Source organism: Rhodoferax sp. SPJ21, from assembly GCF_058216335.1.
The window spans coordinates 331,846-354,465 of the sequence record NZ_JBYZMO010000002.1; the positions used below are offsets into that span (position 1 = coordinate 331,846).

Below are 22,620 nucleotides of genomic sequence, written 5' to 3' on the forward strand. Positions count from 1 at the left end.
CGGGACTCCTTAACGCTTGCTGGTCTTGCGAATTTCTTTTTCGTCCTGCCATTCGATCGTGCCTTCTTGCACGTCGAACATCTTCAGGGTGAACTTGTAGAACACGTCCTTCGTGTTGGCGTTTTGCTTGACGATGCTGGTCAGCTCGCCTTCCAGGCTGTACTTGGCGGCTGTCATCTGGCCGACCTTGGCGGTAGTGCCTTGTTTGTACAGGCCGCTCTGGTTTTGGCGCTGCAATTCATCTACGCCAGCCTGCATTTCGTTGATGGAACGGGTGAAACGCACCTTTCCCGACTTGACCAGCGTGGTCTGGATGGAGTTCATCACGTTCGTGGTGTCAATGTATTCGCTGGTCTTGTTCTTAACGGTCGAAATAGTGACCGTAGGGCGTCCCTGAAAAATGCCCGTTTCCAGCAAGCCACCGGTCATTTTTTCCGCAATCATCTGCAGGTCAGTAGAGCCAAATTCGTTGGTCACCAACTCGACGGCTTTGGCATCCCCGTAGTTGACCTGGCGGTCAAAACGCACAACAGGAGAGGACACCTGGGTCTGGCAAGCGCTTAAAACCAGTACGCTGGCCAGTACGCTGAGGGACAGAAGACTACGTGTTTGCATATCAAATCTTTCTTAAACGGGTTACTTCTCGATCTGGCAGCCCCGCGCAGGACGATGCTCGGAACCGACCATAGTGGCGCCGTCCGCGAGAGCGGCAAGCGCAACTGAAGGGATTACTTTTCGACGTTCATTTCCAAACGGAAATCGGTAGCGGCGCCCGAAGGAGCTACGCTCTTAACGGTTTGTTGGCCCTTGCCCAACACGCCCAGTTGCTTCCAGGATTCGCCGTCGCCAACCTGGTTGCCCACGTTGTCCAGCCAGCGAAAACGGTAAAACACAGTACGGTCACCGCGCTCGCTATTGGCCAGATCGGCTTGCACGACCAGGATGTCATTTGGTCGGGTGATGCGCATTTCGCTGACGCGCACACCTTGGGCTTCGCCGCGCAACGCGACTTTAGCGGCTACCGCTGCGGGCGTGCCGGGGTCTTGGGTTTGGGCCTGTACGGCCAAAGCCAAGCACAAAGCACAGAGGGTAAAAGAATGTTTGATCATGGAAGAATCCTTTGAAAACGGGCTTATTTGGTTTCTTCAACCAGCTTCTTGGTCACGGACTTGGCCGGTGCTTTGGCGGTAGGCTTGGCTACTGGTTTAACGGCGGCCGAAGGCGCCACGGGTTCGGGTGCTGGGGCTACAGCAGGCAGCTTGCCAAACATGCCCACATCGCCTTGGAGGGCGCTATTCTCGTAGAAGCGCAGAGGTACAAGGGCGTACTGGCCGTCCACCTGGATAGTCACGTTGTAGTCTCGGCCGTCGACCACCACCTTGTGTTCGCCGGGTGGCAAATAACCCCGTGCCACATACACACGGCCCGGCAGCATGCGCCACATACGGTCATCTGCCTGCTCTGTCAGAGCAGAACCCAATGAACCAATGATCGAGCCAAATACGCCTGCGTGCTTTTGCAACTGGTCTTGCGCCACGCCCTTGACTACGGCGCGGGTAAAACCACGCAATACCATGCCCGGCATTTCATCCTTCAGGGCACGGCGTGCCATGACATTCACGTCTACTACTTTTTCAAGCTTGAATGCGTTGCCGGAAACAGTGAGGGTTGTGAGCAGCGGGTCGTTGGAGGGTTCGATCACCGGGTAGGAAATGCTGACCGTGCCGATGGAGCCGCCCAGCGGAACAGGCACGGTGAACGCCTTCGGTTTGCGGGCCGGTGCGTTGCCTGCCTCTACGACAAACAACACGTCGGTCATCTTTTGGCGCCGACGCTGGGTGAAGCTGGTGCGAGCGTCCAGACCGCGCAGCCCTTCTTCCAGTACTGCAGTGTTGGGCTTGAGCTCAATCGCCTTGCGGTAGCCTGGGGCAGCCAGACCCGACTCGTTCATAGCTTCGTACAAAAAGCCAGCCAGGTAATGGCTCAATGCATTTTGGTAGCCGTTTTTCAGGGCCAGCACTTCGGGGTCGTTCAGGCTTTCTACGGGGTAACCGTTTAGCTCTTTGCTTTGACTGGTCACGCCCTTGGTCTTGGCTTCTTCTTCTGCTGCCACAGTTTCCTTGGCGCGGAATTCAGCAATTACCGCTTCCCGCTCGTGGGTGCGCTTGATATCCACGCGGGCATTCTCAAAATCACCGACGGCAACACGGTTAAGCGCTAGGCGGGTAGTGAGCCAGACTTTTTCATAGTCCTGGCCTTCGTACACCTTCAGGCGCTCACTGATAAGAGCGGCGCCTGCGCTGCCCAGGAGTTTTTGCGGATTGGTCTTGGCGGCCTCTTCCCAGTTGTTCACCTGGATGTCAGCCAGCAAGAATGCGTTAATGCTGTCGGGGTACTGGCGGTTCATGCGCAGCAGCTCGCCGCGCTCCAGGTTGTAGAGCAGGGCCGTTTTTTCCTCTTCGGTCTTGGCGGTGGATTCGAGCTGGGCAATCGCAGCAGGCAGACCGCCTGTGCGGGATGCGGCGTCGATATCGGCCGTCTTCTTATCGTGACTCTGCATGTTTGCGCAACCTGCCAGGGCCAAAGCAAATGCCAGTGCCGTCAATCCGCGAGTGCGAAATATCATTATTTTCCTAGTGGTTGGAGCTAAACAGCCCGGAAGGCGGCCACCGTCTTTCGTCTGCACGCACTTCGCATAAAGCCCAGTGCCTACGACCTCAGAGGAATCACCCAACAGGGCCCTTCACAAGATATTTTTGTGAAGAAAACCGTCTATCTTGTAAAGATCGGCCGCAGAATTCTACCGGCAGCACAGCCACCCGGCGTCCTCCATTTGGGGTAAGGAATGGCGTACTTACGCAGGCGGCGGCACCCGGTACAGCCACACGGGCCGTCCATCCGGGGCCTGCAGGCGACCAGTGGCGCGCACGCTAGGCACCTCAAATTCCAGGCTGACCAGCCAGCTGCCGGGCTGCTGCTGCGCACGGGCCTTGTCCCAGGCGCGGGCCATGCTTTCGGGGCGCTGGAACAAATACACCATGGCGTACGGCGCCCAGTCGGCGCGCCAGATATCACCCCTGCGCACCCGGGCCCAGGGGCAGCGCAGGGCGCACAGGGCGCGCAGCGGCCAACTCCATTCCAGGCCCTGCAAGCGCGCCTGCGGGTAGGCTAGGCGCAGCGCCTGCAGGCCATGGCCCAGGCCGCAACCGGCATCCAGCACCAGCGCGCCCTTGGGCAGAGGCACGACCTCGGCCAGGCCTTGCAAAGCCCGTGCAGGGGTGGGAAACAGCGGCGCGTCGCGCCAGGCATTCAGGGGGTAGACCAGCAGCAGCAAGGCCAGGGGCAGCAGCCAGGCCCAGGCCGGCAAGGCCACGGTGCCCGACAAGGCCAGCGACAGCGGGAAGCCGGCGCCAATCAATCCACGCCGCCACCAGGTCGCACCCCATAGGCTACAGATTGCACCGCCGGCGGTGGCCAACAGCAAGGCCGCCATACCGGACCAGCCCAGCTGCTGCAGTACGGTAAAAGCCGCCCAGGCGCCGCCCCAGGCCAGCAGCGCAGGCAGGGGCCAGGGCAGGCGTTGCAAGGGGAGCGAGCCGGCTTAGCGCGCTGCGCTGCGCGACAACTTTTCGATCAGGCCGTTGAGCTCGTCCAGCGAGCCGAACTGCACCACGATCTCGCCCATTTCCTCGATCTTGCCGTGGCGCTTGACGCGCTTCTTGATCTGGATTTCGACCTCGGCCATGAGCAGGTCGGAGAGCTCTTCTTCCACCCGCTTCAGGTCGCGCGACTTCTCTTTCTTGGCCTTGGGCGAGGCGGTCAGCGAAAACTCGGCGCTGAGCTTCTTGACCAGGCCCTCGGCCTCGCGCACCGACATCTTCTTGGCAGCGATCTGGCTGGCGGCCGTGATCTGTGTGGCCCGGTCCAGCGACAGCAGGGCGCGGGCGTGGCCCATGTCCAGGTCACCGGCCATCAACATGGTCTGCACCGGGTCGGCCAGGTTCAGCAGGCGCAGCAGGTTGCTGGCGGCGCTGCGCGAGCGGCCCACGGCCTGGGCGGCCAACTCATGCGTCAGGCCGAATTCCTTCACCAGGCGCTGCAGGCCCTGGGCCTCTTCCAGCGGGTTCAGGTCTTCGCGCTGGATGTTTTCGATCAGCGCCATGGCAGCCGCCGACTCGTCCGGCACATCGCGCACCAGCACCGGCACGCGGTCCAGCCCGGCCAAGCGGGCAGCCCGGAAGCGGCGCTCACCGGCGATGATTTCGTACTTGCCGGCGTTCTCACCGCTGTGCAGGCGCCGTACCAGAATGGGCTGCATGATGCCCTGGGCCTTGATGCTCTCGGCCAGCTCGTACAGCGCGCCCTCGTCCATGCGGGTGCGTGGCTGGTACTGGCCGGCGACCATCTCTGTCAGCAGCAGCTCGGTGGGCAGGCCGGCCTCTTGCGGCACGGGGTCTTGCACCTTGGGGCCGAGCAGGGCGTCCAAGCCCATGCCCAGGCCTTTGCGTTTAGGAGTTGCCATGTTCGTGTGCTTTCTATTTTTGATTCATTAACAGCGCCCTGCCCTGCGGCCAGTCGCCCAGGCCGGATTCGGCATTGATATGGCCGCGCGCGCCCAGGTTGTGCAGCGACGCACCCCAGTGCGCGGCAAACTGGGCCGCCGCGTCAAAGCTGCAATAGGGGTCGTCGGTGGATGCCGCCAGAGCGGACGGAAACGGCAACGCAGTCAACACCGGCACGGCCCAACGGTGCAGCTGTGGTGGAAAGTTGGGCTGCTCCACATCGGGCGGCGCCACCAGCAAAGCGCCCTGCACTTTCGCGGTGCTACGCGACACCGCCGCCCAGGCCGCCACCAAATGGCAGCCCAGGCTGTGCGCTGCCAGCAGTACCGGGCCGTCTTGTTGCTGCACCACCTCTTCCAGGCGGGTGATCCAGTCGCCACGCAGGGGCTGCATCCAGTCGTGCTGTTCGACCCGCAGGTCGCCGAACTGGGTTTCCCACAGGGTTTGCCAATGGCCGGGGCCGGAATTTTGCCAGCCGGGAAGCAAGAGTACGCGTGCTGATGTCATTTGCTATTGATTTAGTAGCTGCTTGCGCAGGTAAATCCTGCGCAAGCAGCCTATTTATTACATGGTTTTAATGCGCAGGACCATCTCTTCGGCAAACTCGATGTAGGCCACACTGCCCTTGGCGGACGGGTCGAACACCACGCCCGGCAGGCCGTAGCTGGGCGCTTCGGCCAGGCGGACGTTGCGCGGAATGACACTGTTGAACACCTTGTCAGCGAAGTGTGCCTTCAGCTGGTCGCTCACCTGCTGCTGCAAGGTAATGCGCGGGTCGAACATCACGCGCAGCAGGCCGATGATCTGCAGGTCTTTGTTCAGGTTGGCATGCACCTGCTTGATGGTATTGACCAGGTCGGTCAGACCTTCCAGCGCAAAGTATTCGCACTGCATGGGCACGATCACACCGTTAGCGGCGCACAGGCCGTTCAGGGTCAGCATGGACAGGCTGGGCGGGCAATCGATCAGCACAAAGTCGTAGTCCGCAGCCACCGCCTCGACGGCCGCGTGCAAGCGCTTTTCGCGCCGCTCCATGGCCACCAGTTCCACCTCGGCACCGCTGAGTTCGCGGCTGGAGCCGAGCACGTCGTAGCCGCATTTCTCGGACTTGACCCGCGCCTCGGAAATCGTGGCCGACTCCAGCAGCACGTCGTACACCGTGAGCTCCAGCGTGCGCTTGTCCACGCCCGAGCCCATGGTGGCGTTGCCCTGCGGGTCCAGGTCGATCATCAAGACACGCTGGCCGACCTTGGCCAGGCCGGCCGCCAGATTGACGGTAGTGGTGGTCTTGCCCACTCCACCCTTTTGGTTCGCTACACAAAATACTTTAGCCATGGAAACTTTCAGCGCTTACTTAACTTATTTCGACAGGGCCAGCTTGACGCCGAAGCCAATCAGGAAAACACCCGCCAGCTTGTTCAGCGCGCGGGACACGACCGGGTTCGCACGCATGCGCTCGGCCAGAAAATGGGTCAACAGGGTGGCGATCAGGCCGTACACAAAGGTCAGCGCAGCAATCGTCAGCGCCATCACCGCGAAGGTCAACAAACCTTGGTGGTGCACCGGGTCCACAAACAGCGGGAAGAAAGCCATATAGAACACGATGGCCTTGGGGTTCAGCAAAGTAATCATCAGGGCCTGGCGCAGGAAGTGCGATGGGCGAATATTCAAAATGGGCGCGTCGCCCGGCTTGGCCAGCAGCATCTTGGCGCCCAGGTAGGCCAGGTAGGCAGCGCCCAGCCACTGCACTGCCGCAAACGCCACCGGGTAACTGGCCAACAAAGCAGCCACACCGGCCACCGCTGTCCACATTAGAACCTGGTCACCCAGGATCACGCCCAGGGTGGCCGCCAGGCCGCCACGGATGCCGCCCTTGCTGGTGGAGGTGATCAAGGCCAGATTGCCGGGGCCGGGAATCAGCAGGAAAACGATGATGGCAGCGACAAATGCGCCGTAGTTTGCAATGCCAAACATGGTGGAAATCCTCGGAGTGAACGCCGAGTTTAAGCGAGGGCTATTTCCGCTTCATCCAGACAATGCAGCGCTCGGCGTCCAGGCCGGGCACAGATAGTGGTTCCACGTGAAACACTTCGACCGTGGCGGGCAGCGCGGCCAGTTCGGCATCGGGGTGTTTGCCCTTCATGGCCAGCCACACGCCCTGCTCGGCCAGCGCAGCCTGCGACCAGGTGGTGAAGTCCAGCAGCGAGGCAAAGGCGCGCGAGCTCACCACCTCGTAGGTATCGGTCAGGCTCTCTACCCGCGCATGCACGCCGCGCAGATTGCGCAGCTTCAGCTCCAGCGCCACCTGCTGCACAAAGGCCGCCTTCTTGCCCACTGTGTCCACACAGCTGACACTCAGTTCAGGGCAGCAGATGGCAAACACCACGCCCGGCAGGCCACCGCCCGAGCCCACGTCGAGCAGACGCGCGCCCTGCCCTAGCGTAGCCAAATGCCTTTGCAACGGCGGCACGGCAGACAGGCTGTCGATCAAATGGTGGGTCAAGGCCTCGGCTGGGTCGCGCAGCGCCGTCAGGTTGTAGACCTTGTTCCACTTCAGGATCAGGTCCAGGTAGCGCAGCAGGGTTTGGCATTGTTCGACCGAGAGGGCCAAGCCAAGCTTTTCGGCGCTGGTCGTCAGTATCTGTAAACGGTCGCTCACGAAACGGTTTCCTCTGTGGTGGCAACGGCGGTGGTGGTGGGCCGGTCCTTCCAGCCCATTTTTTTCAGGTGCACCAGCAGCAGCGAAATCGCAGCGGGCGTCACGCCGGTCATGCGCGAGGCCAGGCCCAAGGTTTCGGGGCGGTGCTTGTTCAAAGTTTGCCGCACTTCAAAGCTCAATGCGGTCACCGCCAGGTAGTCCAGGTCGGCGGGAATCTTCAGGTGTTCGTAGTGCGCAGCGCGGTCGATCTCGGACTTCTGGCGTTCGATGTAGCCCGAGTATTTGGCGTTGATGTCCACCTGCTCCAGCACGGAGGCCACAAAGTCTGCCTCGGCCGTTTCACGTGAAACAGTAGCAGAGAACTCCTCCACATCAAACTTGCCACCGGCCAGGGTCATCAGCTGGCCGTAGCTCACATCGGGGCGGCGCAGCAATTCAGCCAGGCTGTATTCGTGTTCTATCGCCTTGCCCAGCACCCGCTCTGACTCGGTTGCCGCCAGATTCTTGGGGCTGATCCACAAACCACGCAGGCGTTCTGTTTCACGTGAAACAGCATCGCGCTTGCGGTTAAACGACTCCCAGCGCGCATCATCCACCAAGCCCATTTGGCGGCCGGCTTCGGTCAGGCGCATGTCGGCGTTGTCCTCGCGCAGCTGCAGGCGGAACTCCGCGCGGCTGGTAAACATACGATAGGGCTCGGTCACGCCCTTGGTGATCAGGTCGTCCACCAGCACACCCAGGTAGGCCTGGTCGCGGCCTGGCAGCCAACTGGCTTCACCCCGGCATTGCAGCGCGGCGTTGATACCGGCGAATAGGCCTTGCGCCGCCGCCTCTTCGTATCCGGTGGTGCCGTTGATCTGACCGGCGAAGAACAGGCCGCCGATCTGCCGCGTCTCGAAGCTGCTCTTCAGGCTGCGCGGGTCAAAGTAGTCGTATTCAATGGCGTAGCCAGGGCGCAGGATGTGGGCGTTTTCCAGCCCCACCATGGAGCGCACCAGGTCGTACTGCACGTCGAACGGCAGGCTGGTGGAGATGCCGTTGGGGTAGATCTCATGCGTAGTCAGGCCTTCGGGCTCCAGGAAGATCTGGTGGCTTTCTTTATCGGCAAAGCGGTTGATCTTGTCTTCCACACTGGGGCAATAGCGCGGGCCCACGCCCTCGATCTTGCCGGTGAACATGGGGCTGCGGTCGAAGCCAGAGCGGATGATCTCGTGCGTACGGGCATTCGTATGCGTGATCCAGCACGGCATTTGTGCTGGGTGCATGGAGCGCTTGCCCATGAAGCTGAACACCGGAATCTGATCCCCTACCCCGCCCGGCGTGCCGTCGCCAGGCTGCTCAGCCAGTTTGCTGTAGTCGATGCTGCGGCCATCAATGCGCGGCGGCGTGCCGGTTTTCAGGCGGGCTTGCGGCAGCTTCAACTCCTTCAGGCGCGCGCTCAGCGACACCGCCGGCGGGTCGCCCGCACGGCCAGCGGCGTAGTTGTTCAGGCCGACGTGGATCTTGCCGTCCAGGAAGGTGCCCGCCGTCAGCACCACGGTGCGGCTGCGAAAGCGGATGCCCACCTGGGTAACGGCGCCGACCACGCGGTCACCCTCCACCATCAAATCATCCACAGCCTGCTGGAACAGCCACAGGTTGGGCTGGTTCTCTAGCATGCGGCGGATCGCCGCTTTGTACAAAACCCGGTCGGCCTGGGCGCGGGTGGCGCGCACGGCCGGGCCCTTGCTGGAATTGAGGATACGGAACTGGATGCCACCCTCGTCGGTCGCCAAGGCCATCGCGCCGCCGAGTGCGTCCACCTCTTTCACCAGGTGGCCCTTGCCAATGCCGCCGATGGACGGGTTGCAGCTCATCTGGCCCAGGGTCTCAATGTTGTGCGTCAGCAGCAAGGTTTTGCTGCCCATGCGCGCAGCGGCCAGCGCGGCCTCGGTGCCGGCATGGCCGCCGCCAACCACGATCACATCAAATTCCTGGGGGTACAACATACGCATTCCTCTATCGGTTCAAGCGCCCACTGGTCCATGCACGGGCGCGTCGGCGCGTCGTGCGGGGTACAAAGCTGGGGGGTTGTATATTTTAGTGGGCTGGGCCGTTTTTGCCCCCCTGTGCCCGATTCCCCACACCCCGACTGCTCCCATGCCCATCACCATCCCCAAAGAAGCCCGCACCCAAGCCATCGCGTCCATCGAGCGCTACTTCCAGCAGAACATGGAGGAAAAGATTGGCAACGTCGCTGCTGGCGCCCTGCTGGGCTTCTTCCTCGAAGAGATCGGGCCGCTGGTTTACAACCAGGGCGTGAGCGACGTGCAGGAACGGCTGCAGGCGCGGGTGATGGAGGTGGACATCGAAGTGCATGAAGACGCCTTCACCTACTGGCACAAGTACGACCGCGCCACCAAAGGCCGCGCCAAGTAAACCTTACACGGGCCAAGGCATTTTGCTATTTATTTAGTAGCTACCTGCGCAGGTAGTTTCTGCGCCAGCGGCCTTTTTCCTTTAAATCTTCCGCCACACTCCGGTAGCCGCTGCGCCGCCCCGGCGACAATCTGTCGCAACTCCTTACCTGAAAAGACCCTGCCCCATGGCCTCTAGCCTGTTTGTGTTGATTGACGATATTGCCTCCATCCTGGACGACGTGGCCCTGCTGACCAAGGTCGCAGCCAAGAAGACCACCGGCGTGCTGGGCGACGACCTGGCGCTGAACGCGCAGCAGGTGGCGGGCGTCAAGGCCGAACGCGAGCTGCCGGTGGTGTGGGCGGTGTTCAAGGGCTCGCTGCGCAACAAGCTGATCCTGGTTCCGGCGGCGCTGGCCATCAGCGCCTTCGCACCCTGGGCCGTAACTCCGCTGCTGATGGTGGGCGGCGCCTACCTGTGCTTTGAAGGTTTTGAAAAACTGGCGCACAAATACCTGCACAGCCCGGACGAGGACGCCGCCCAGCACCAGGCCCTGGCAGCCGCCGTGGCCGACCCGAAGGTGGACCTGGTGGCGCTGGAGAAGGACAAGATCCAGGGCGCGGTGCGTACCGACTTCATCCTCTCCGCCGAGATCATCGCCATCACCCTGGGCACGGTGCAGACCAGCGGCTTCAGCACCCAGCTGACGGTGCTGAGTACCATCGCCATCGTGATGACCATCGGCGTGTACGGCCTGGTGGCCGGCATCGTGAAGCTGGACGACGGCGGCCTGTACCTCACCCAGCAGGCTAGCGCCTGGCAGCAACGTCTGGGCCGGGGCATTCTGGTGTTCGCGCCGTGGATGATGAAGGCCTTGTCGGTCGTCGGCACGGCCGCCATGTTCCTGGTGGGCGGCGGCATTCTGACCCACGGCCTGCCCGTGTTGCACCACTGGGTGGAGGCCGCTACCCAGCAACTGGCCGCCGTGCCCGGTGCGGCCACCCTGCTGCCCTTGCTGGCGGACGGCATTACCGGCGTGCTGGCCGGCGCGCTGGTACTGGCCGGCGTGACGCTGGTGCAGCGCCTGCGTCCTGGCAAGGCCGCGCACTGATACGCTACTGAATTTATAGCTGCCAGCGCAGATAGTACCTGCGCTACAGCCTCATTTCTCCACTAACGCCCAGGGCGGGCTTGTCATAGCGCTGTCACCGCCCAGAAAGACACTTGCGGGAATTTATACCCATAAGAGGCTCTTTCCATGAACACCGCAAGCTCGGCAGCCGCGCCCTTCAAGCCGGCACACCCCCAACCCACCTCACGGCCGCAACTGGACCGCAAAAGCGGACCCATGACGGCCATCGTATTCATCGGGCTGCTGGCTGCAGGCCTGCTGTTCAGCGGCTACAGCCTGGTCAGCGATGTGCAGGATGCCGGCGCCGTGGCCACCACCTGGCTGCCCTATTTGCTGCTGGGCGTGGCCCTGCTGATCGCGCTGGGCTTCGAGTTCGTTAACGGCTTTCACGACACTGCCAACGCCGTAGCCACGGTGATCTACACCCATTCCCTGCCGCCGAATGTGGCGGTGATGTGGTCGGGCTTCTTCAACTTCCTGGGCGTGCTGCTGTCCAGCGGCGCGGTGGCCTTCGGCATCATCTCGCTGCTGCCGGTAGAGCTGATACTGCATGTGGGCTCCAGCGCCGGCTTTGCCATGGTGTTCGCCCTGCTGATCGCCGCCATTCTGTGGAACCTGGGCACCTGGTGGCTGGGGCTGCCCGCATCCAGCTCGCACACGCTAATCGGCTCCATCCTGGGCGTGGGCATTGCCAACGCGCTGATGCACGGCCGTGACGGCACCAGCGGCGTGGACTGGGCCCAGGCCACCAAGATCGGTTATTCGCTGCTGCTGTCGCCCCTGGTAGGCTTTGGCTGCGCCGCCCTGCTGCTGCTGGCCCTGCGCGCCCTGGTGAAGAATAAAGAGCTGTATGCCGAACCCAAAGGCAACAAGCCACCACCCTGGTGGATACGCAGCCTGCTGGTGCTGACCTGCACCGGCGTGTCCTTCGCCCACGGCTCCAACGACGGCCAAAAAGGCATGGGCCTGATCATGCTAATCCTGGTGGGCACCGTGCCCATGGCCTACGCGCTGAACCGCGCCATGCCCGCCGACCAGGTGGTCCAGTTCGCCGCCATGGCCCAGGTCACGCAGCAGTCGCTGGGTAGCACCAATACGGTAGTGGCACCCATTGATCCACGTGAAACATTGACCACCTACCTGCGCACCAAGGAGTTCACACCCGAGGTGGTGCCCGCGCTGAGCGTGGTGGTGGGCGACATCGGCACGCAGGTGAAGGAGCACGGCACGCTGGCCAAGGTGCCCGCCGCCGCCGTGGGCAATATGCGCAACGACATGTATTTGGCGTCCGAAGCCATCCGCTTCCTTGACAAATCCGAAGCCGCGCACCTGAGCCCCGACGCCAAGACCAATCTGAAAGCCTTCAAAGGCCGCATCGACGACGCCACCAAGTTCATCCCGCTGTGGGTCAAGGTGGCTGTGGCCATCGCACTCGGCCTGGGCACCATGGTGGGCTGGAAGCGCATCGTCGTCACCGTGGGCGAGAAGATCGGCAAGACCCACCTGACCTACGCCCAAGGCGCATCCGCCGAGCTGGTCGCCATGCTGACCATCGGCGCGGCCGATATGTACGGCCTGCCGGTGTCCACCACGCATGTGCTGTCGTCCGGCGTGGCTGGCACCATGGCGGCCAACAAATCGGGCCTGCAGATGTCCACCATCCGCAACCTGCTGATGGCCTGGGTGCTGACACTGCCCGCGTCCATCCTGCTGTCGGGCTCCTTGTACTGGCTGTTTGCCCACATTTTCTAAATGCCACGCTGGCGCTTTGCACCGCTGATGTGATCTGAGACGACGCGCCATGGCACCGCCTGGCCGCCTGGGCGCGCGCCGTTTCATACAAAAGTCACATCACTGTCACACAAACGCCAGACACTCGGCCCTTTAGCTTGGCGACGGATGGACATTACCTACGGTTCCGACAAGAACGGGCTGCTGTGCGGCTACCTGTTTGAAAACGGTGCGCCCGGCACGCCGGTCGATCTGGCCCAGGCCAGCGCCTGGCTGCGCAGCGAGCAGCCCAAGGGCCAGTCAGACTTCGTCTGGCTGCACTTCAACCTGAGCGACGCCGCCGCCGAGGCCTGCATCCACAAGCAGCTGGACGTGGTGCCCGAGTTCTTTGAAGCCCTGCACGAGGGTTCCCGCTCCACCCGCATCGAGGACGCGCACGACAACCTGATCGCGGTGGTCAACGACGTGGCCTACGAGTTCGCCTTCGACCCCGCCGAGATCGCCACGCTGTGGCTTAACGTCGGCCCGCACCTGGCGCTGAGCGCCCGCTCGCACCCCCTGCGCTCCATAGACCGCATGCGGGCCGCCGTGAAGAACGGCAAACCACTGGCCTCCTCCGTCGCCTTCCTGAACACTTTGCTGCATGAACAGGGCGACGTGCTGGTCCGCATCGTGCGCGACGCCACGGTGCAGGTGGACGTGATCGAAGACAAGTTTCTGGTGGGCCGGCTGCACAACCGGCGCGCCGACCTGGGCAAACTGCGCCGCGTGCTGGTGCGCCTGCAGCGCCTGCTGGCGCCCGAGCCAGGCGCGTTGTTCCGCCTGCTGCGCCTGCCGCCGCCGTGGATCAGCGAGCACGACCTGGAAGAGCTGCGCCAGGCCACGGAAGAGTTCTCGCTGACCATCCGCGACATGTCGGAGCTGAAAGAACGCATCAAGCTGCTGCAGGAAGAAATCGCCGCGCAGGTGAGCGAGCAGACCAACCAGAGCGTCTTCACCCTGACCATGGTCACCGTGCTGGCTCTGCCCATCAACATCGTGGCCGGTCTGCTGGGCATGAACGTGGGCGGCATCCCGCTGGCCCAGCACCCTGAAGGCTTCTGGGTGGTGGTGGCCATCATCTTGGCGTTTACGGTGTTTGCCGCCTGGTACGTTTACAAGCAGAAGAAATAAGACTTTTGCTACATTTTTAGTAGCTTCTCACGCATATTCTGCCTGCGCTTGCAGCCGATATTCATCGACAGTCAACGCACAGAAAAGTCAACGCACCAGCCGGAATAACGACAAGTCCAAGCCCTGCTGCGTGCGCCGCACCACGCCTTGCGGGTCGAAGTAGACCCAGAACCACATGTCCTGCAGCTCGCGCCAGCGGTAGGCCCAGATGTCGCCGGTCCAGGACATCACATGGTCCACCTGGGCCGGTGGGCCGAAGGCCCAGAGGATGTCGTCGCGGGTGGTGCTGCCAGACAGGTCGATTTGCGAAAACGCGTTGAGGTTCATCACCTCGCGCGCCTGCTGCACCTTACCGCCGGCGTCCATGTCCACCATCAGTACCGACTGGCCCATGGGCTGCTGGGAGTACTGCAGGCGGTGCACACCGGCGCGGTCTAGTTCGGCGGTAGGTTTACCGCGCGCCGACAAGACTTCATCCCGGGTCATCCCGGGCGTAACGGCGCAGCCCGCCAGCGCCACCACTGCGGCGGCACACAGCGCGCCCGCCAAGGTACGGAAAGTACGCATACCCATCATTCCTTCGCCAAAAACAATCACACCATGGTTTGCAGTACGGCCACGGCTAGCGCGTGGTCTTCTGCCTGGGGCAGGCCAGACACAGTAAGCACACCGAACAGGCCGGCCCCGCGTATGCGCAGCGGAAACGCGCCTCCATGGGCCGCATATTCGCGCGGGTCCAGGCCGGAGTCGGCTTCAAAGTCCTTGCCCTTGCTGCGGTACAGCGCCCCCATGTAGAACGAGCTATGGGCAAAACGGCGCACCACGTTGACCTTGCGCCGCACCCAGTCGGCGTTGTCGGCCGTCGTGCCCTCCATGGCGTGCTGGAAGACCTGCAAGTCGCCCCAGCGTATGTCCACCATCACCAGTTGGCCCACGCGCTGCGCCGCGCTGACAACGGCCAGGCCCAGGTCCAGCGCCGTGGCATGCGAGAAGCGGCTGAACTGCAAGGCATCTTCCTGGCGCAGCAGCTCGGGCAGCAGGTCTTTATCGGCTTGCGACATCCGTGTCTTCCTTCAAATTGCTATATTTATAGTAGCTACTAGCGCAGCTTATATCTGCGCTTCCAGCATTTTCCTTATCAATCTAGAGAGTAGCCATATCGATGACGAAGCGGTACTTCACATCGCTCTTGAGCATCCGGGCGTAAGCGGCTTCGATCTGGTCCATGGCGATGGTTTCGATGTCGGCGGTGATGCCGTGCTGGGCGCAGAAGTCCAGCATCTCCTGCGTCTCGCGGATACCGCCGATCAGCGAGCCGGCAATGCGGCGGCGGCGCATGATCAGGCCGAACACATTGGGTGAAGGGTGGGCGTGTTCCGGCGCGCCCACCAGCGTCATGGTGCCGTCGCGCTTGAGCAGGGCAATGAAATCATCCAGATTGTGCGAAGCCGCCACGGTGTTCAAGATGAAGTCGAAGCTATTGGCGTGCGCAGCCATTTCGTCGGCGTTTTTGGACACCACGACCTCCTTGGCGCCCAGGCGCAACGCGTCTTCGCGCTTGCTGGCCGAGGTGGTGAACAACACCACATGCGCGCCCATGGCGGCAGCGATCTTCACGCCCATATGGCCCAGCCCGCCCAGGCCGACGATGCCGACCTTTTGCCCCGGTCCCACCTTCCACTGGCGCAACGGCGAATAGGTGGTGATACCGGCGCACAGCAGCGGCGCTACGGCGGCCAGGTCGGACTCGGCATGGCTGACCTTCAGCACAAAGGACTCGCGCACCACGATGTGGCTGGAATAGCCGCCATAGGTGTTGGCGCCCGTGCCCTGCTCCGGGCTGTTGTAGGTGCCGGTCATGCCGTTGTCGCAGTACTGCTCCAGGTCTTCGGCGCAGGCGCTGCAATGCTGGCAGCTGTCCACCATGCAGCCTACGCCCACGATGTCACCCACCTTGTATTTGGACACCAGGTTGCCCACGGCGGTAACGCGGCCCACGATCTCGTGGCCGGGCACCGCGGGGTAGATGGCGTTCTGCCACTCGTTGCGCACCGTGTGCAGGTCAGAATGGCAGACGCCGCAGTACAGCACGTCCATCGCTACGTCTTGCGCGCCAGGGCTGCGGCGTTCAATGTTGTGAGGCGCCAGAGCGGCGGTGGGGGATGTGGCGGCGTAGGCTTTGGCGATAGACATCGAGGTCTCCGGTAGAGGGCAAACGGGCATGGTAGGGCGAAGCGCAGACGTGCGCAGCGCAAGGGTATTTCAGGGTATTCAAGAACCAGGCTGCAGACTTTTACGGTAAGCCGCCAAGCCGAAATCGTAGCTACCGCCAGCGCTGCTGCCCTGGCCCATGCTGCTGGATTGCCCCAAGGACGCGAGCATGCCCTGTTGGCTTTTCAGGAGGCTGGAGCGCTGGGCCAAGGCCGACAGGTACAGGCCCAGGTGGCCATCCGTTGCCAGCTCTTGCGTGCTGGCCGCAGACACCTGCTGGCCCATGCCCGCCAGCCCTTGGGCTACGGCTGAGGGATTGGTTTTTTGTGCGGCATCGAAAGCGCTGCTGTCCCACACCAGCTTGCCGCTGGCGCCCAGGTCCAGGCCCAACTGACCTAATACGCTCTGGCTTCCATTTTTGGCATTCACTGCATGCAGCAGGTCTTTGATGGTGCGCAGTGCGCTTTGCGTGGCCGCACCATCACCAGCCAGCGAGGCTGCGGATGTGGCGCTGTCAATGGCAGCGTTGTACATGGTGACGAACTGGCTCAGCGCGGCCTTTTGTGCAGCAGGCTTGCTGCCGCCCGCCGCAGCCGCCAATGCTTGGCCTCCCGCCTGCACGTCCGACAAGGCCGACTTGAGCTTGCCAAACGTAGACAACTGGGCCGTGACCACATCCACCTGGGCCTGTATGCGTTTTTCGGCCTTTTGGAGGCCGGGCTGCGCTGCCAGTCCGGTCTTGCCCGCACTTCCCGAATTTGCCGTCTGCTGGCTCGCATTCGTCCCTAGGTAGAGGGCTACCGCATTGGCCTTGACGAAGTCATTGATGTTCATGGTGCATCCGGCCAGCGTAAAAACGGTGGGCCAGCAGACCAGTCTAGTCCTTATCGCTGCAGATAGCTACGGCCGGCGGAAGGCCACTTTCTGGCTCGCCCAGTAACGCGTATCCAGCGGGTCTAGCCGCACTTCGCCACCCGTAGACGGCGCGTGCACAAAACGGCCCTCGCCGACGTAGATGCCGGCATGCGTACCCCGGCCAAACACCACCAGGTCACCGGTGCGCAGCTGGTCCCGTGGTACGGCCTGGCCTTCACCTTGCAATTGCGCCACGGTGCGCGGCAGGCGCAGGCCGGCGCGACTTTGGTACACGTAGCCAATCAGCCCGCTGCAGTCAAAGCCACCGTCTGGTGTGTTGCCCCCATAGCGGTAAGGCGTGCCCACCAGGCTCAGCGCATACAGCGTGACATCGTTCGCCTGGTCTACCGACAGGCGTGACGGAACTGCACTGGCAATGTTGTTGGCCTCTGGTGCCCGGGGCGGACTGGCGCAACCACCCAGCACCAGCAGCGCGGCAACCAACGGAAACAGACACAAGTTTTGACGAAGTTGCATGGCAGCCCCACTGTAATGGCAGCTAGGATGCGCCCGCGCGCCCATCAGTTCCACTTCCATACCACCCAGGCGCTCATCACCGCACCCACCAGCCACAGCGCAAGCGTCTGCGACACGGCATAGGGGTAGAACATCAAGGCCAGGCCCACGCAGAGATGGTCCTTGCGCTCGGCCTTACGGCCATGGCGAAAAGCCACATAACCGACGATGCTGAACAGCAGCACACCCACCAGGTAGGCCGGGCTGGGCAAGGTCAATCCCATGGACTGCAAGGTATCCAGATCATTCATGCGCGGCATGGTAAACCGCGCACCGCCTGGCTAACCAATCTTTACCGGTGCCCCCGTGCGCGCGCTCTCGTACAGCGCGTCCAGAATCTGCATCACCACCAGGCCCTGATCGCCCCCTGCCGGGTGCGGCTGGCCGCTAAGTATGGCCTCGGCATAGTCGTGCATGGCCGACTTGGCCAGCGCCGTGGGCGGGCACAGGTGCATATCCACCGGCGCGCCGTTGACTTCGGTGAACACATGGGCGTCGAAGGTGTAGCCCTCGTTCAAGTTCTTCTGCAGCAAACCAGCCTTGGTGCCCAGCAGCCGGGTTTCCATCAGCTCGGCCTCCTGGATGTTGGCGGCCCAGGAGGCCTCCAGCGCCAGCGTGGCGCCGTTTTCAAAGCGGATGAAGCCGGCGGCCAAGTCTTCCACGTCAAAGGTCTTGCCGGCCTTTGTAGCGATCTCGCTGGCGATGGGGTTGTAGGTGCTGCCCATCACCCAGGTCGGCTGCGGGTAGCCCATCAGCCACAGGGCCAGGTCCAGGCGGTGCACGCCCAGGTCGATCAACGGGCCGCCACCGGCCAGGGCCTTGGTGCCAAACCAGCCGCCAAAACCCGGCATGCCACGGCGGCGGTGCCAGATGCTGCGGCCAAAGTAGAAGTCGCCAAACAGGCCCGCATCCACCTGCGTCTTCAGCGCGCGTGAAGCGGCAGAGAAACGGTACGAAAAATTGATCATCAGCCGCTTGCCCGCCGCATGGGCCGCGTCCAGCATCTCGCGGCCCTCTTGCGCGTTCATCGCCATCGGTTTTTCGCACAGCACATGGCAGCCGGCAGCCAATGCGGCCAGGGTCAGCTCCTTGTGGAACTTGTTGGGCGTACAGACGCTGACCACGTCCAGCTGCGCGTTGTCCAGCAGTGCCGCTGCGCTGGCGTAGCGGCCCGCAATGCCAAACTCATCACCCACCAGCGCCAGCCGCTCTGCATCAGGGTCGGCAATCGCCACCACATCGACCAGCGGGTGTTCCTGCCAGCCCTTGATGTGGTGCCGGCCTATGCCCAGGCCGATAACCCCTACGCGTAGTTTTTGTACTGCGCTCATACGAGATCTGCCTTGGTTTGGGTGATGCCGACGTTGGTGAAACCCGGCTTGGGGCTGATGGGCTCCAGCGGCGCGGCGTTCGGGCACACATCGACGATGTTCACGCGCGGCGCGGCCCACTGCACGGCGTTGGCAATCACACGTTGCACGTTCTTGTCGTGATAAGTCGGGTAAGCCTCGTGGCCAGGACGGAAGTAGAAGATGCGGCCATGGCCGCGCTCCCAGCAGCAGCCTGAGCGGAACACCTCGCCGCCCTCAAACCACGAGATAAACACCGTGCTGTCCGGCTGCGGAATGTCAAAGCGCTCGCCGTACATCTCCTCGTTCGGCAGCTCGAAATATTCGCCCAGGCCGGCGGCGATGGGGTGTGATGGCTCGACCACCCACAGGCGCTCTTTCTCGTGCGCCTCGCGCCATTTCAGCGAGCAGTTGGTGCCCATCATGCGGCGGAAGATTTTGCTGAAATGGCCGGAGTGCAACACGATCAGGCCCATGCCTTCCAGCACACGTTTTTGCACCCGGTCCACGATGGCGTCGTCCACCAGGTTGTGCACCTTGTGGCCCCACCAGACCAGCACATCGCAGTTGGCCAGGCGCTCTTCGCTCAGGCCATGCTCGGGCTCGTCCAGCGTGGCGGTGGTCACATCCAATGCCAGCGTGCCGGGGCTGCGCTGCAGCGCCTGGGCGATGGTGGTGTGCAGGCCATCGGGGTAGATAGCGCCTACGGCTGCGTTCTCGCGCTCGTGGCGGAATTCATTCCACACAATAACAGAAATACGGGTTTTCACGGATAGGCTCCTGGGTTAAGCATTTAGGCCGGTTTGTCCAGCTAAGTGGCCTAGACTGTAGGCTTGCGATCGGGCTGCCTCAAGCGCGATTACTGCCAAAAATCCGCAATGAATAGCAAAAATCATGGACCGCAGACTTGAAGCCAGCTCCTGCTTGCAGGCCAGCCCGGACGCACCAGCCAACGGACCAGACGCCCACGCCATGCGCCAACACCTGGCCGATTTCCTACAGCGCGCCATGGCGGGCCAGCTACGGGTGCACCTGCCACGCAGCGCACAAGTCACACGTGGCGAGGGGCATTTCCACATCGGGCCTGAGCTGTTCCTGCAGACCGGTGGCTGGACCCGCTTCAGCTTTCCCTACGGCGAGCTGACCCTGGGTCCGGGCGAGGCACTGTTGATGCCACCCCAGCTGCTGCACCATGAACAGGTAGGCGCTGACGGGTCGGACCGTTTTGCCAACCTGGTGGTGTATGCCGAAGCCCATGCGTTGACCTGCCATCTGGCGCAAGAGACACAGCCCAGCCAGCCCGGCATACGCCATCTGGAAATGCGGCAACACCCCCAAGCCCGGCGTATCCACGACTGGCTGAGCGATGCCGCACAGCTGGGCCAGAATGGCGACGCTGTGTGGGGCCCCACCCAGGTGCAAGCCCTGGTGGCCGCCGCTACTGCCGGCGTGTTGCGTGCGCTGGACACGGTAGACCCGCAGGCCGCACCCGAATCCACCTGGGTCACACGGGTGCGCGTACTGGTGCAAAACCAGCTGGGAGACCAAGATTTGAGCGTGCGCGGCCTGGCCCAGCAATGCGGCTGCACGGCAGACTACCTGTCGCACCTGTTTCGCCAGCAAACCGGAGAAGCCCTGGTGGCCTATATCAACCGCATGCGCATCAACCGCGCCGCCCGGCTGCTGGCCGAGAGCGCGCTGGCGGTGAAAGAAGTCGCCTGGGCCTGCGGTTTTGCCAACCCCAGCTATTTCATCCACACCTTCCGTGCGCAGCACGGGCAAACACCCAAAGCCTACCGACAGGCCCCGGCTGTGGTGAAATCTGCCGCATGAAAACCCTCATCTTCGCGGGCAGCACCCGCCAACAGTCCTACAACCGCAAACTGGCTGCGGCCACCACCCTGCTGGCCACCGCCGCCGGGGCCGAGGTGACGCACATCGAGCTGGCGGACTTCAACATCCCCATGTACAACGCCGACCTGGAGGCCGAGGGCACGCCAGCCGACGTGATGCGGCTGAAGCAGCTGATGTTCGAGCACCCCGCCTGGATCATCTGCGCACCTGAGTACAACGGCAGCTACCCCGCCCTGCTGAAGAACACGCTGGACTGGGCGTCCAGCCCGGTCAAAAACGACCCGGTGTGGAAGGACGGCATGCGCTCCTTCAGCGGCAAGGTCGTGGGCCTGCTGAGCGCCTCGCCTGGCGGCCTGGGCGGCCTGCGTTCGCTGTCGCACCTGGCACCGCTGATGCTGAATCTGCAGTGCTGGGTCAGCCCCAAACAGTTCGCCCTCAGCCGCGCCTTTGAAGCCTTTGCCGAAGACGGCAGCTTGAAGCAAGACGCCCACCGCGCCGGCGTGCAAACCGTCATTGACCAAGTGCTGTGGGCCGCCCGCAAGTTCCATGCTTGATTGGGCTCTGGCGCAGGTAATACCTGCGCCAGCAGCTCTTAATTTGATAGCATATGGAATGTAGACTCGGCTGCGGCGCGTGTTGCATTGCGCCCAGCATCAGCTCGCCCATCCCCGGCATGCCGGTCATTAACGGCATCAGCAAACCTGCGGGGGTACGCTGCGTGCAACTCGACGACGCCAACCTGTGCCGCATCTTCGGGCAACCAGAACGCCCGGCCGTGTGCGGCCAGTTGCAACCCGCCGCAGACATGTGCGGTGCCAACCAAGCCCATGCTTTGCACTATTTGGACCAGTTAGAGCGGGCTACTTGTCCTACAGAAAAGTCCGATTAGCTCCCACCAGCACAGCTTCTTCTTTGGGGCTACCCTGCAGTTTTTCACAGGGAACCCGCATGACTTCATTGTTCGAACCGGTACAGGCCGGTAGCCTGCAACTGGCCAACCGCATCGTGATGGCACCGTTGACGCGCAACCGCTCGCCCAACGCCATTCCCACCCCACTGGTGGCCGAATACTACGCCCAGCGCGCCAGCGCCGGCCTGATCATCACCGAAGCCACTGCCATCACCCAGCAAGGCCAAGGCTATGCCGACGTACCCGGCCTGTACGGCACCGAGCAGCTGGACGGCTGGAAGCGCGTCACTGACGCGGTGCACGCAAAAGGCGGCAAGATCGTGGTGCAGCTGTGGCACGTGGGCCGCGTATCGCATGTAGACCTGCAACCCGATGGCTTGGCGCCCGTGGCCCCTTCGGCCATTGCCGCCAAAGCCAAAACCTACATCATCCAAGACGGCCAGGGCAGATTCGTACCCACTTCGGTGCCCCGCGCACTGAAGGCCGAAGAGCTGCCCGGCATCGTCTACAACTACCGCCACGCTGCACGCAACGCCATCCAGGCCGGCTTTGACGGGGTCGAGATCCACGCAGCCAACGGCTATCTGTTGGACCAGTTCCTGAAACGCAGCGCCAACCACCGCACCGACGACTACGGCGGCAGCATCGAGAACCGGGCCCGCCTGCTGTTGGAAGTAATGCGCGCCGTGGCCGAAGAAATTGGCGGCGGCCGTACTGCGCTGCGTATTTCGCCGGTGACACCGGCCAACGATATTTACGACGCCGAGCCACAGCCCTTGTTCGACTACGTGGTGCGCGCATTGGCGCCGCTGGACCTGGCCTATGTGCACGTGGTGGAAGGCGCCACCGGCGGCCCGCGTGAGCTGCCTGACCGCCCGTTCGACTACGCCGCCCTGAAAGCGGCCTACCGCCAAGCCGGTGGCAAAGCTGCCTGGATGGTGAACAACGGCTTTACCAAGGCCCTGGCCGAGCAAGCCTTGCTGAATGGAGACGATCTAGTGGCCTTTGGCAAGCCTTTTATCAGCAACCCAGACCTGGTACGCCGCCTGCGTGACAACGCGCCCCTGAACCCGCCTGACCAGGCTACGTTCTACGGCGGCGGCGCCAAGGGCTATACCGACTACCCCGCGCTGCCCGCCTAAACCACCCAGAAACCCACCTAAAGCCTCCATGGCGTGCCTTTGGCCGCTGTGGAGGCTTTTTTTATGGTT

At 62.7% G+C, this 22,620-nt stretch carries 26 protein-coding genes; 8 read left to right on the plus strand and 18 right to left on the minus strand.

The window, feature by feature from the left end:
- Positions 1-9 precede the first annotated feature (9 nt).
- The 10 genes from lpoB to mnmG form a co-directional block, all read right to left on the minus strand.
- Positions 10-615 (minus strand): penicillin-binding protein activator LpoB, encoded by a 606-nt coding sequence (gene lpoB / locus AC4BBN_RS09355; RefSeq protein ID WP_490591715.1) that lies wholly within the window; start codon positions 613-615, stop codon positions 10-12.
- Between the two features lie 113 nt (positions 616-728).
- Positions 729-1,109, minus strand: a complete 381-nt coding sequence (locus AC4BBN_RS09360; protein ID WP_490591716.1) for a YcfL family putative periplasmic lipoprotein — start codon at positions 1,107-1,109, stop codon at positions 729-731.
- 23 nt (positions 1,110-1,132) lie between these two features.
- Entirely contained in the window at positions 1,133-2,560 is a 1,428-nt protein-coding gene (locus tag AC4BBN_RS09365) for a COG3014 family protein (RefSeq protein ID WP_490591717.1), read from the minus strand.
- Positions 2,561-2,854: 294 nt separating this feature from the next.
- The gene (locus tag AC4BBN_RS09370; protein ID WP_490591718.1) at positions 2,855-3,586 is read right to left on the minus strand and encodes a class I SAM-dependent methyltransferase; all 732 of its coding nucleotides are present in this window, start codon (positions 3,584-3,586) and stop codon (positions 2,855-2,857) included.
- A gap of 15 nt (positions 3,587-3,601) precedes the next feature.
- Positions 3,602-4,522 (minus strand): ParB/RepB/Spo0J family partition protein, encoded by a 921-nt coding sequence (locus AC4BBN_RS09375; RefSeq protein WP_490591719.1) that lies wholly within the window; start codon positions 4,520-4,522, stop codon positions 3,602-3,604.
- A 13-nt stretch (positions 4,523-4,535) separates the two neighbouring features.
- Complete coding sequence (locus AC4BBN_RS09380; protein ID WP_490591720.1) at positions 4,536-5,069, minus strand: RBBP9/YdeN family alpha/beta hydrolase; 534 nt, start codon at positions 5,067-5,069, stop codon at positions 4,536-4,538.
- A 57-nt stretch (positions 5,070-5,126) separates the two neighbouring features.
- Entirely contained in the window at positions 5,127-5,897 is a 771-nt protein-coding gene (locus tag AC4BBN_RS09385; RefSeq protein WP_490591721.1) for a ParA family protein, read from the minus strand.
- Between the two features lie 24 nt (positions 5,898-5,921).
- Positions 5,922-6,536, minus strand: coding sequence for a LysE family transporter (locus tag AC4BBN_RS09390; RefSeq protein WP_490591722.1), 615 nt, complete (start codon positions 6,534-6,536; stop codon positions 5,922-5,924).
- 40 nt (positions 6,537-6,576) lie between these two features.
- Positions 6,577-7,221, minus strand: a complete 645-nt coding sequence (gene rsmG, locus AC4BBN_RS09395; protein WP_490591723.1) for a 16S rRNA (guanine(527)-N(7))-methyltransferase RsmG — start codon at positions 7,219-7,221, stop codon at positions 6,577-6,579.
- Positions 7,218-9,209 (minus strand): tRNA uridine-5-carboxymethylaminomethyl(34) synthesis enzyme MnmG, encoded by a 1,992-nt coding sequence (gene mnmG / locus AC4BBN_RS09400; RefSeq protein WP_490591724.1) that lies wholly within the window; start codon positions 9,207-9,209, stop codon positions 7,218-7,220. Before mnmG ends, rsmG begins: the two co-directional genes overlap by 4 nt.
- A gap of 151 nt (positions 9,210-9,360) precedes the next feature.
- On the opposite strand from mnmG, the gene AC4BBN_RS09405 reads away from it, so the two are divergent.
- The 4 genes from AC4BBN_RS09405 to AC4BBN_RS09420 all read left to right on the plus strand — a co-directional run bounded on the left by AC4BBN_RS09405 (position 9,361) and on the right by AC4BBN_RS09420 (position 13,654).
- Entirely contained in the window at positions 9,361-9,639 is a 279-nt protein-coding gene (locus tag AC4BBN_RS09405) for a DUF2164 domain-containing protein (protein WP_490591725.1), read from the plus strand.
- A 166-nt stretch (positions 9,640-9,805) separates the two neighbouring features.
- The gene (locus AC4BBN_RS09410) at positions 9,806-10,729 is read left to right on the plus strand and encodes a DUF808 domain-containing protein (RefSeq protein WP_490591726.1); all 924 of its coding nucleotides are present in this window, start codon (positions 9,806-9,808) and stop codon (positions 10,727-10,729) included.
- A 147-nt stretch (positions 10,730-10,876) separates the two neighbouring features.
- A complete protein-coding gene (locus AC4BBN_RS09415) occupies positions 10,877-12,502 on the plus strand; it encodes an inorganic phosphate transporter (RefSeq protein ID WP_490591727.1) in 1,626 nt (541 codons plus the stop codon).
- 147 nt (positions 12,503-12,649) lie between these two features.
- Positions 12,650-13,654, plus strand: a complete 1,005-nt coding sequence (locus AC4BBN_RS09420; RefSeq protein ID WP_490591728.1) for a transporter — start codon at positions 12,650-12,652, stop codon at positions 13,652-13,654.
- Between the two features lie 87 nt (positions 13,655-13,741).
- Here AC4BBN_RS09420 and AC4BBN_RS09425 read toward each other — a convergent pair whose 3' ends face one another.
- From AC4BBN_RS09425 to AC4BBN_RS09460, 8 genes are all read right to left on the minus strand, one after another.
- The gene (locus AC4BBN_RS09425; protein ID WP_490591729.1) at positions 13,742-14,221 is read right to left on the minus strand and encodes a hypothetical protein; all 480 of its coding nucleotides are present in this window, start codon (positions 14,219-14,221) and stop codon (positions 13,742-13,744) included.
- A 26-nt stretch (positions 14,222-14,247) separates the two neighbouring features.
- The gene (locus tag AC4BBN_RS09430; RefSeq protein WP_490591730.1) at positions 14,248-14,715 is read right to left on the minus strand and encodes a heme-degrading domain-containing protein; all 468 of its coding nucleotides are present in this window, start codon (positions 14,713-14,715) and stop codon (positions 14,248-14,250) included.
- A gap of 82 nt (positions 14,716-14,797) precedes the next feature.
- A complete protein-coding gene (locus AC4BBN_RS09435; RefSeq protein ID WP_490591731.1) occupies positions 14,798-15,847 on the minus strand; it encodes an NAD(P)-dependent alcohol dehydrogenase in 1,050 nt (349 codons plus the stop codon).
- A 78-nt stretch (positions 15,848-15,925) separates the two neighbouring features.
- Positions 15,926-16,699: a flagellar filament capping protein FliD gene (fliD, locus tag AC4BBN_RS09440; protein ID WP_490591732.1), complete on the minus strand. Its 774-nt coding sequence runs from the start codon at positions 16,697-16,699 to the stop codon at positions 15,926-15,928.
- 66 nt (positions 16,700-16,765) lie between these two features.
- Positions 16,766-17,257 (minus strand): C40 family peptidase, encoded by a 492-nt coding sequence (locus tag AC4BBN_RS09445; RefSeq protein ID WP_490591733.1) that lies wholly within the window; start codon positions 17,255-17,257, stop codon positions 16,766-16,768.
- 44 nt (positions 17,258-17,301) lie between these two features.
- Positions 17,302-17,547 carry a hypothetical protein gene (locus tag AC4BBN_RS09450; protein ID WP_490591734.1) on the minus strand — a complete coding sequence of 82 codons (246 nt, stop codon included), beginning with the start codon at positions 17,545-17,547 and terminating at the stop codon, positions 17,302-17,304.
- A gap of 30 nt (positions 17,548-17,577) precedes the next feature.
- Complete coding sequence (locus AC4BBN_RS09455) at positions 17,578-18,627, minus strand: Gfo/Idh/MocA family protein (protein WP_490591735.1); 1,050 nt, start codon at positions 18,625-18,627, stop codon at positions 17,578-17,580.
- A complete protein-coding gene (locus AC4BBN_RS09460) occupies positions 18,624-19,415 on the minus strand; it encodes a ThuA domain-containing protein (RefSeq protein WP_490591736.1) in 792 nt (263 codons plus the stop codon). Before AC4BBN_RS09460 ends, AC4BBN_RS09455 begins: the two co-directional genes overlap by 4 nt.
- Positions 19,416-19,539: 124 nt before the next feature.
- On the opposite strand from AC4BBN_RS09460, the gene AC4BBN_RS09465 reads away from it, so the two are divergent.
- Genes AC4BBN_RS09465 through AC4BBN_RS09480 form a run of 4 tightly spaced genes read left to right on the plus strand, consistent with a single transcriptional unit; the run spans position 19,540 to position 22,551 of the window.
- Positions 19,540-20,478, plus strand: coding sequence for a helix-turn-helix transcriptional regulator (locus tag AC4BBN_RS09465; RefSeq protein ID WP_490591737.1), 939 nt, complete (start codon positions 19,540-19,542; stop codon positions 20,476-20,478).
- Positions 20,475-21,053 (plus strand): NADPH-dependent FMN reductase, encoded by a 579-nt coding sequence (locus AC4BBN_RS09470; RefSeq protein WP_490591738.1) that lies wholly within the window; start codon positions 20,475-20,477, stop codon positions 21,051-21,053. The genes AC4BBN_RS09465 and AC4BBN_RS09470 overlap by 4 nt, the downstream gene beginning before the upstream one ends.
- 53 nt (positions 21,054-21,106) lie before the next feature.
- Positions 21,107-21,388 (plus strand): YkgJ family cysteine cluster protein, encoded by a 282-nt coding sequence (locus AC4BBN_RS09475; RefSeq protein WP_490591739.1) that lies wholly within the window; start codon positions 21,107-21,109, stop codon positions 21,386-21,388.
- Between the two features lie 59 nt (positions 21,389-21,447).
- Positions 21,448-22,551, plus strand: coding sequence for an alkene reductase (locus tag AC4BBN_RS09480; RefSeq protein ID WP_490591740.1), 1,104 nt, complete (start codon positions 21,448-21,450; stop codon positions 22,549-22,551).
- Positions 22,552-22,620: the final 69 nt, after the last annotated feature.

Excerpts from the sequence above, each read along its gene's own strand:
- AC4BBN_RS09430 (WP_490591730.1), bottom strand. The coding sequence starts at position 14,715 with ATGTCGCAAGCCGATAAAGACCTGCTGCCCGAGCTGCTGCGCCAGGAA.
- AC4BBN_RS09420 (WP_490591728.1), top strand. The coding sequence starts at position 12,650 with ATGGACATTACCTACGGTTCCGACAAGAACGGGCTGCTGTGCGGCTAC.
- lpoB (WP_490591715.1), bottom strand. The coding sequence starts at position 615 with ATGCAAACACGTAGTCTTCTGTCCCTCAGCGTACTGGCCAGCGTACTG.
- AC4BBN_RS09365 (WP_490591717.1), bottom strand. The coding sequence starts at position 2,560 with ATGCAGAGTCACGATAAGAAGACGGCCGATATCGACGCCGCATCCCGC.
- AC4BBN_RS09390 (WP_490591722.1), bottom strand. The coding sequence starts at position 6,536 with ATGTTTGGCATTGCAAACTACGGCGCATTTGTCGCTGCCATCATCGTT.
- AC4BBN_RS09425 (WP_490591729.1), bottom strand. The coding sequence starts at position 14,221 with ATGCGTACTTTCCGTACCTTGGCGGGCGCGCTGTGTGCCGCCGCAGTG.
- AC4BBN_RS09405 (WP_490591725.1), top strand. The coding sequence starts at position 9,361 with ATGCCCATCACCATCCCCAAAGAAGCCCGCACCCAAGCCATCGCGTCC.
- AC4BBN_RS09475 (WP_490591739.1), top strand. The coding sequence starts at position 21,107 with ATGGAATGTAGACTCGGCTGCGGCGCGTGTTGCATTGCGCCCAGCATC.
- mnmG (WP_490591724.1), bottom strand. The coding sequence starts at position 9,209 with ATGTTGTACCCCCAGGAATTTGATGTGATCGTGGTTGGCGGCGGCCAT.
- AC4BBN_RS09380 (WP_490591720.1), bottom strand. The coding sequence starts at position 5,069 with ATGACATCAGCACGCGTACTCTTGCTTCCCGGCTGGCAAAATTCCGGC.
- AC4BBN_RS09480 (WP_490591740.1), top strand. The coding sequence starts at position 21,448 with ATGACTTCATTGTTCGAACCGGTACAGGCCGGTAGCCTGCAACTGGCC.
- AC4BBN_RS09450 (WP_490591734.1), bottom strand. The coding sequence starts at position 17,547 with ATGAATGATCTGGATACCTTGCAGTCCATGGGATTGACCTTGCCCAGC.
- AC4BBN_RS09435 (WP_490591731.1), bottom strand. The coding sequence starts at position 15,847 with ATGTCTATCGCCAAAGCCTACGCCGCCACATCCCCCACCGCCGCTCTG.
- AC4BBN_RS09445 (WP_490591733.1), bottom strand. The coding sequence starts at position 17,257 with ATGCAACTTCGTCAAAACTTGTGTCTGTTTCCGTTGGTTGCCGCGCTG.
- AC4BBN_RS09385 (WP_490591721.1), bottom strand. The coding sequence starts at position 5,897 with ATGGCTAAAGTATTTTGTGTAGCGAACCAAAAGGGTGGAGTGGGCAAG.
- AC4BBN_RS09360 (WP_490591716.1), bottom strand. The coding sequence starts at position 1,109 with ATGATCAAACATTCTTTTACCCTCTGTGCTTTGTGCTTGGCTTTGGCC.
- AC4BBN_RS09410 (WP_490591726.1), top strand. The coding sequence starts at position 9,806 with ATGGCCTCTAGCCTGTTTGTGTTGATTGACGATATTGCCTCCATCCTG.
- fliD (WP_490591732.1), bottom strand. The coding sequence starts at position 16,699 with ATGAACATCAATGACTTCGTCAAGGCCAATGCGGTAGCCCTCTACCTA.
- AC4BBN_RS09465 (WP_490591737.1), top strand. The coding sequence starts at position 19,540 with ATGGACCGCAGACTTGAAGCCAGCTCCTGCTTGCAGGCCAGCCCGGAC.
- AC4BBN_RS09375 (WP_490591719.1), bottom strand. The coding sequence starts at position 4,522 with ATGGCAACTCCTAAACGCAAAGGCCTGGGCATGGGCTTGGACGCCCTG.
- AC4BBN_RS09415 (WP_490591727.1), top strand. The coding sequence starts at position 10,877 with ATGAACACCGCAAGCTCGGCAGCCGCGCCCTTCAAGCCGGCACACCCC.
- AC4BBN_RS09470 (WP_490591738.1), top strand. The coding sequence starts at position 20,475 with ATGAAAACCCTCATCTTCGCGGGCAGCACCCGCCAACAGTCCTACAAC.
- AC4BBN_RS09455 (WP_490591735.1), bottom strand. The coding sequence starts at position 18,627 with ATGAGCGCAGTACAAAAACTACGCGTAGGGGTTATCGGCCTGGGCATA.